The sequence below is a fragment of the Shewanella sp. genome (assembly GCF_051658185.1).
Taxonomy (GTDB): Bacteria; Pseudomonadota; Gammaproteobacteria; order Enterobacterales; family Shewanellaceae; genus Shewanella.
In genome coordinates this window covers 1-6,547 of sequence record NZ_JBOFMC010000165.1, presented here as the reverse complement: position 1 = coordinate 6,547, position 6,547 = coordinate 1, and the positions used below count along the sequence as shown (strand labels likewise).

The 6,547-nt window shown below is 48.1% G+C and carries 6 protein-coding genes; 2 read left to right on the top strand and 4 right to left on the bottom strand.

The window, feature by feature from the left end; genetic code table 11:
• From ACRCZA_RS06875 to ACRCZA_RS06860, 4 genes are all read right to left on the bottom strand, one after another.
• Positions 1-617, bottom strand: a 617-nt coding sequence (locus tag ACRCZA_RS06875) for a TorD/DmsD family molecular chaperone (RefSeq protein ID WP_438673713.1), incomplete at its 3' end; no start/stop codon positions are given.
• 10 nt (positions 618-627) lie between these two features.
• On the bottom strand, positions 628-2,289 hold the full coding sequence (locus ACRCZA_RS06870) for a 4Fe-4S binding protein (protein WP_438673714.1): 1,662 nt from the start codon (positions 2,287-2,289) through the stop codon (positions 628-630).
• A 182-nt stretch (positions 2,290-2,471) separates the two neighbouring features.
• The gene (locus ACRCZA_RS06865; RefSeq protein WP_438673712.1) at positions 2,472-3,125 is read right to left on the bottom strand and encodes a DUF3306 domain-containing protein; all 654 of its coding nucleotides are present in this window, start codon (positions 3,123-3,125) and stop codon (positions 2,472-2,474) included.
• Positions 3,122-3,589, bottom strand: a complete 468-nt coding sequence (locus ACRCZA_RS06860; protein ID WP_438673711.1) for a DUF3305 domain-containing protein — start codon at positions 3,587-3,589, stop codon at positions 3,122-3,124. The genes ACRCZA_RS06865 and ACRCZA_RS06860 overlap by 4 nt, the downstream gene beginning before the upstream one ends.
• A 325-nt stretch (positions 3,590-3,914) precedes the next feature.
• On the opposite strand from ACRCZA_RS06860, the gene ACRCZA_RS06855 reads away from it, so the two are divergent.
• Both ACRCZA_RS06855 and ACRCZA_RS06850 read left to right on the top strand, forming a co-directional pair.
• The gene (locus ACRCZA_RS06855; RefSeq protein WP_438673710.1) at positions 3,915-4,847 is read left to right on the top strand and encodes a formate dehydrogenase accessory sulfurtransferase FdhD; all 933 of its coding nucleotides are present in this window, start codon (positions 3,915-3,917) and stop codon (positions 4,845-4,847) included.
• 56 nt (positions 4,848-4,903) lie between these two features.
• On the top strand, positions 4,904-5,809 hold the full coding sequence (locus ACRCZA_RS06850; RefSeq protein WP_438673709.1) for a substrate-binding domain-containing protein: 906 nt from the start codon (positions 4,904-4,906) through the stop codon (positions 5,807-5,809).
• Positions 5,810-6,547 lie beyond the last annotated feature (738 nt).

The window sequence follows — 6,547 nt, the reverse complement described above, 5'->3', positions numbered from 1 at the left end:
CCGGGGCAATTGACCGGAATATCTAAGCTTAATTGCTCAAATGCACTCGCTTCCATTTTGAAAAAGGCGGTGGCGAGATTGGCCACCGTGGCATAAAAGGCGGCGCTCGGTGCGTTGGCTAAATTGTGGCAGAAGCGCTCAATCCAAGTGCCAATATGGCGGTTATAAAAGGCCAGTTGACGATAACCCGGTGCCTCTAAAATTAAGACGCCCATCACTTCGCAAAGTGCTGCGACATGATCTTCAGGTTCTTTGACGTTTTCTTCTCGCTCAAAACCAAGCTGCATCAAGTCTTGGCGGAGTAGCGCCAAGGGTTTATCCATTAAAGAGCCTGTCATAAACCAGCTGCCATAGGGCAGGATTTCGCCGCAACCTACGCCGAGAAACAGCGTAAAATATTCGTCTTCTAACTGTTCAGTGGAGAACTGCTTAGCGGCCAATTGCAGAGATAACCATGCTTTGGTCATCTCATTGTCATCATTGGCATCGATTTCAAGGTTGGCCAAAAAGTCTAGCAATTCAGGGCTAGGATGGCGGCGTAATAGTGCGGCCAACAGTTGATAGATATCGGCTCTTAATTGATCGTTTTCTGAAATTTGTCTTACTGAGTCGGTCATAACGGATCTCTTATCGCAGTTGCTTTTCTGGATCTTGAAGGATGTCTTCAAACATGTCTTTTACCCGGCAATCGCCGCACATTTTCAAGCGCTGAGTATTGGCTGAAAATGCACTGTGCGCACCGACCATATCCAGCATTCGCTGCACCATAGATTGGGTCGCAAAAGCAGAGCCGCAGCGAATACATTCGAATGGGGCCTCTTCTTTTAGGGTATGTTGTTGCTGCCGAGCAGCTTTATCAAAATTAATTTGTGGCGTAAGGCTAATGACTTTTTCCGGGCAAGCTGCCTCACATAAACCACATTGCACGCAATTTTGCTCAGTGAAGTGTAGCGCAGGTTTGTCGCCACCATCTTGCAATGCCTCTGTTGGGCAAATGGCAACGCAAGATAAGCACAATGTGCATTTATCCGCATTGACACTGATCTTGCCGTAGGGAATATTGCTGATGCTTAAGCAGCTATCGATAGCGGCAGCTTGGCTATTGAGATGGTCAATTGCGGCAAATAGGCTATTGCGTTTCGTGGTGGCCACAAAAGGCGCGGGAACGGTCACTGGCCAGTCTAAACTGATCGTGAGCGTAGCGTCTAATTGACTGAGCATGCTTGGGGCGATGAGGCTGATGCGCTGGGGCTGCCCCATTTCATCTAGGATACTGTTCGCTAATGCGAGTTCACCTTTGAGCATTTGGTTGAGCGTTGGTGGCGTGGCATCGGTGTTAAGGATCAAGATTTGGCGCGCCCCTAAAGCGAGGGCTGATAACCAATGGTCGATGCTGGCGACAGTAATTTCTTCTAAGGCAACGGGCAGAATATCGCCGGGTAAGTCGTCATTAATTACCGCGGCGCCCGCCGCATTATCATGAAACAGGATAACGGGCGCGGTTTGTGTTTGTTCAATAAAACGGTTGATAATTTTACTTAAATAGCCATGCAGAGCCTGCGGCGTCGGTAAGTCATAGCTGATCGCTCCCGTTGGACAAGCGCTGGTACAACTGCCTGCGCCGTGGCAAAGGTAAGGATCGATTTCAATTTTTTTAGCCACGCTGCTGATTGCATCGGCAGGGCAGAAGTTGAGACAGCGGTTGCAGCCATTGATGCCATTGCGATCATGGGCGCAGAGTTCGGCATTAATTTTAACGTAGCGGGGTTTATCGAATTGACCGATTAACTCCGGGATCTGCGCGAGCGCTTCTTCAAGCTTGGCGGCATCTTGGCCGACATAAAAATAACCGGGTGGCAGCATTTCTAAATTCAAGCAAGGGGCGCTGCTTAAGTCGAGAATGAGATCAAAATGGGGTTTGCGAATCGCCACTAGGCTGAGTTCTGCAGCGCCGTCTTGATGTTCAACGCTAACTTGGAATTGGCCTAAAAAGCCTTTAATGCCAAGCAGTTTGTTGTAGTAGCTTTCGACATCTGTTGCCGCTGCCATCACGCGCTCAAGATGCGCTTCATCTTGGCTGGTAATGGCTTCATTGGCGAGGATCGCACGGTTAGCCATAGTGGACAATTTGTCCGCTGCAAGGCGGGCGAGATCTTCAGGCCCGATAATTAGCACGGTGCCTTCGGTGGTATAGCTCACAGTGGGCGGGATCAGATTATAAATCATCTGAGTTTGCGCTAACACATGTTGCCGCGCTTGTTTTAGCGCTTGCTGGGTTTGATTGGTCATCAAATAAGTGCTCACATTGCGTTCCTGAACAGACTTTGGCAGTGCTTTTGGTGATATCGCTGTAGGTCTGGGGCAGAATAATAACTAAGTTATTGCCTTTTCAGCTTTTATCTACACTTTTACCGTTTAATACAGCAATTCACATACCAAAGTTATGGACATAAAAATTAGCTAAACTGACGTTAAACAACTTTGGTTAGCGTTTGAGTGGCTAGCTCTGGTGCATTTTGGGGTAGATCATCAGCCTCCCCCTCCAAATTGTCCGCCATGGTCGTGCTTGCTAATACGGTTTCAGTGTCACCACTCATTTGAGCGTTGCTCACTGCTACTGGGCTTGCCTCCACTTGCGTTGAATGACTTTCGTCGGTCTGCTCTTCTTGGTCATCGGTCATAAAACGGAAGACTTTTTTGGCAAGTTCAGCCGAGACTTCTGGGCTGAGTTTAGGCTGATTGCTGTAGTCGAGGGCGTACTCTAAAAGGCCATCGATTTCATTGAAATGCGGTTGTTTCCAGAGTGCGCGCAGGGCTGCGGTTTTTGCCGCGGGATCGACATTTGCTCCCATAAAACTGGCGAAGCTTCCGCCAATTTCGATCTCTTCAGGGTTAGGGAGATCGGCGGCGGTCAGAATGCGTTGCGGCTCTTCCTCAGTGATCACCTTGGTATCGGCTGATGGGGAGGTGGGGGCGGCAGCACTTAGGTCAGGCTCTGCCATTGGCTGCGTTTGCTGAACCTCAAGCGTCTGTTCTGCCTCAAGTGTTTCCTGTGCCGCAACGCGTTCGCGACGTTGAGTCCAGCGGCTAAAAAATCCGCTCGTTTTCAATGTAGGATCTGTCATTCATTACTCCGTAATGGATCATGACTGGGGCCTTGGTTATTACGTCTATCAACGTGTTGACGGCGATGGGCCACAATTTCAACTTCACCGTGTTGGGTGATAAAGGCTTCAATCCAGCAGGCAATCGCTTTAGGCATCGGCAAGTTAATGACCGGGGTATTGCCCTCAAGGCAACCTGCGGCGACGTTTTGATCGGCTGAGAGCATCGCGGGCACCCATGTACCATCGGCCATTTCATCGCACACTAAATAGAGCATGGCATTGTCCATGTCGAGATTGATGCGATAGCTGGCACGTTCATCTTTATGTAATTCGAGCAATACCAACCGAGCACCCTCGGGGGCTTCATGGGTTGCAGAAAGTAAATGCGCTATTTCCCACTGCACAGAAGTCCAGCGGCCTGTTTGTTTCTCTACTTTTTTGAGTGAAACGTACATTGGCCAAACGCTTGATGTATGTTGCATTTTGTCTCCGTTTCAACGGTGTTGATGGACGAGCCATGACGCAATGGAACGTTCCTACCAACCAAGTACCATAATAGTTCTTATGAAAAACTACTGATATAAATTCACTGCAATATTAATGCCAGTTACTTCGGGGTGTTAGTTTGAAGTAGATCATTAAAACTATCTTAAAGATGAGACATTTTGTCTACGTGGTCATTTTGTCTGGGACATAAACGTCCATGTGTGATGCTCGAATTGCGATGGATCACGCATTTAATCGCCAGTTGCATTCGTAGGTATAAATATTGCTATGCTCTGGCATCTCTTGTTAAGTGGTAGCACTATGAATTCAGATACTTGCTCTATTCCAGATAAAAGCCCTGCATCAGTTACTGACGCCATTGCCGATAACCAGCCAGCATCCACGCTCGGTGGTGTCTCAACTGAGCATCAATTTACCTTGGTGAAAACCCAGGCCCAGGCCCCGTTAACGATCGCGGTCAAAGCGGTGAATGAAGCCGGAGAGGTCTTGGATAAGTTTGTGGCCTGTGAGCGTCCCTTGACGGTGTATCTAAATTGGCGGCCGATTGTAACCCTGATGACCCTCGGTGCGAAGCCCGAGTCCTTAGCGCTTGGCTACTTAAAAAATCAGGGCTTCATTAGTGATGTTACGCAGCTTGAATCGGTTATTGTGGATTGGGAAGTGAATTCTGCGGCGGTGATTACGCGTGAAACCATAGTGGATCTTGACCAGAAATTGTCAGAAAAAACCGTAACATCAGGCTGTGGTCAAGGGACGGTATATGGCAGCTTTATGCAAGATCTTGAGGATATCCAGTTACCTAGGCCCAGCCTTAAACAGAGTACCCTTTATCAGCTATTGAAGAATATCAGCGAGTATAACGAAACCTATAAAAATGCAGGGGCAGTCCATGGCTGTGGTTTATGTGAAGCTGAGCAAATCATGGCTTTTGTAGAGGATGTTGGACGCCATAATGCGGTAGATACCCTCGCGGGGGATATGTGGTTGGCACAAGAGCGGGGCGATAATAAGATTTTTTATACAACCGGGCGCTTAACTTCAGAAATGGTCATTAAAGTCGCCAAAATGGGCATACCCGTTTTGCTCTCTCGCAGTGGGGTCACGCAAATGGGCTTAGAATTGGCCCAACAGTTAGGGATCACCATCATCGCCCGAGCAAAGGGGCGGCACTTTTTGGTGTACCACGGCAGCGAGAATCTCGAATTTGATGTTAATCAAGCCTCTACCTGCTGAGACGCAATGGTACCGCTTGGGTGAGCTACCCGTGAATAGAAGGATAAGAATATACGATGACTTCTGCCTGTGAATTGGTCTACATGAGTGCGAAGCAGGTGGCTGAGTATTTAGATCTTAATGAGAAGAAAGTCTACGCCATGGCTAACGATCGGATTCTCCCAGCCACAAAAATTACCGGTAAATGGTTATTTCCTAAAGTATTAATTGATCGTTGGGTGATGGACTCCTGTCATAGCGGCATGCTGACGGACCGTTTATTGATCACGGGCAGTGATGATCCGCTTTTATCAATGTTAGTGGCACGCCTAATGGCGCAAGTCGGTAGCCGAGAGTTAATAAGTTATAGTGCAACGGGGTCACGGTTAGGGCTCGAGTTGCTCGCTAAAGGATATGCCGATGTTTGCACCTTACATTGGGGGAGCATGGAAGATCGCAATATTCGCCATCCGGCACTTTTAAAAGGCTATAACAATCATCAACAATGGATCATGGTGCACGGCTATTCCCGTCAGCAAGGGCTTATCATGCGTGCTGATATGCACCATCGTTGCCAAGAAGAGCATAAAGTCGTGAATTTACCTTGGCGCTGGGTGAGTCGCCAAGGCGGAGCGGGTAGCCAGCAGCATTTAGAGCATTGGTTATTAAAGCAGGGCGCACGATTAGAGCAGCTCAATATCGTGCTTACTGCTTATAGTGAACGCGAATTGGCAGGTTATATCGCTAGGGGGGACGCCGATATTGGATTTGGTTGTCAATCGGTGGCCTTAGAAAGCGGCCTAAGCTTTGTTCCGTTAATCAAAGAGTCTTTTGATTTCGTTATGCCACAGAGCATTTACTTTCGCCGGCAACTACAGCAACTCTTTACTATGTTAGCAAGCAATCGCACTAAACAAATGGCGGCATTGATCGGGGGGTACGATTTAACTGATTGCGGCCAGCTGTTATGGAGTGCCAGTTAATTTCCTTCTATATAGTCAGTGCGCAGTAATGGGCACATCCTAGAGGCCGGATTGGTCGCATGCCGCCATTGCCAATTGCAGCTTGTCAGCCACTCGCTTAAACAATCTGCATTAATGGGTCATTTCCCCGGGCTTTATCTTAGTACAAAAGGGCGATTACGGATGTGTATCCGTAAACACCCTGTCAAATCGTTACCAGTACGCCAGAGATATGTGTCTATTCACCATAAGGCATTCGCAGCCCATGCTAATGACTATTAAATAGTGGTATCAAGTTCGCGGCTAGCGCAGTTCATATACGCTGTTCATATACATAGTGGGCGTGAATACTTCATTATTACGCCCTTATCGCAATGAAAGTGCCGTGTGATCGAGTGTAGAGCGGGAGACACATGGGCAAAAAAGGCCAGCAAACACAAGTTTTGTGGATAAGATTGTGGGTAAGTGGTGGGTATGGTGTGGCTTGATTGGGTGTAAAAATTAATTGCCAAAAATCAATAAAAAGCCCTTGCACAAAAAGTTCAGCTGCCTATAATGCGCATCCACTGACACGGCAGGCAGCGAAACGCAGTTAGCCAGTGGCAGTCATCGATGAGTAACTCACGAGATTACTGATTGATGAGCGTGAAGAAAGTTTGAAAAAACACTTGACGCGAACCGGGAGATGCGTAAAATGCACCACCCTGAGTTGATGAAACGTCAACCCTAACCCGCCGCAGGCGCCCAGCGCTCGGTGTG